Below are 935 nucleotides of genomic sequence, written 5' to 3' on the forward strand. Positions count from 1 at the left end.
ATCTTAAAAAAGGCCGCCGCGTACTTTGCCAAGGAGTGCGGCTGAAGTACGCCTTCATCAAGAAGCACTCGACTGATTACCCGGTGCGGCGCCTTTGCCAAACCCTCAAGGTGCACCCCAGCGGCTACTACGCCTGGCTGGCCGAGCCTCAATCTGCCCGAGCAAAAGAAGATCAACGTCTGCTTGGCTTGATCAAGCACGCTTGGCTAGAAAGCGGAGGTGTATACGGCTACCGCAAAATTCACGATGACCTACGTGAGCTGGGAGAGGAATGCGGACGAAATCGAGTCGGGCGCTTGATGCAGGCGGAGGGGCTGCGTTCGCAAACGGGCTATCGGCGGCGTCCAGGGTTTTACGGTGGAAAACCAACAGTGGCCTCGCCCAACCACCTCGCGCGGCAGTTCAAGGTCAGTGAGCCGAACAAGGTCTGGGTGACAGATATCACTTACATCCGCACCTATGAAGGATGGCTCTATCTAGCGGTAGTGCTGGATCTGTTCTCACGCCAAGTAATTGGTTGGTCAATGAAGCCAAGGATGTGCAGCGACCTGGCTATCGACGCAATGTTGATGGCTGTGTGGCGACGCAAGCCACAGCAGCAAGTGATGATTCACTCAGATCAAGGTAGTCAGTTCAGTAGCTCAGATTGGCAAAGCTTCTTGAAGGCTAACAATGTAATCAGCAGCATGAGTCGGCGGGGAAACTGCCACGACAATGCCGTAGCCGAGAGCTTTTTCCAACTTTTGAAGCGGGAGCGCATCCGACGAAAGATCTACACAACCCGTGAAGAAGCCCGAAGTGATATTTTCGATTACATCGAAATGTTCTATAACCCTAAACGCCGACACAGCAGTGCTATGCAGCTGTCTCCAATAGAGTATGAGAAACGCTATTTCCTGAGCTTGGAGAGTGTCTAGGAAACCAGGGGCGATTCA

General features: G+C 53.2%; 1 protein-coding gene. It reads left to right on the forward strand.

The genetic code is table 11. The features are described 5' to 3' along the window. On the forward strand, positions 1-917 hold a 917-nt coding region (locus L6D80_RS29840), incomplete at its 5' end, for an IS3 family transposase (RefSeq protein ID WP_236183110.1). Positions 918-935 lie beyond the last annotated feature (18 nt).

The organism is Pseudomonas ceruminis (assembly GCF_021602025.1).
Classification (GTDB): Bacteria; Pseudomonadota; Gammaproteobacteria; order Pseudomonadales; family Pseudomonadaceae; genus Aquipseudomonas; species Aquipseudomonas ceruminis.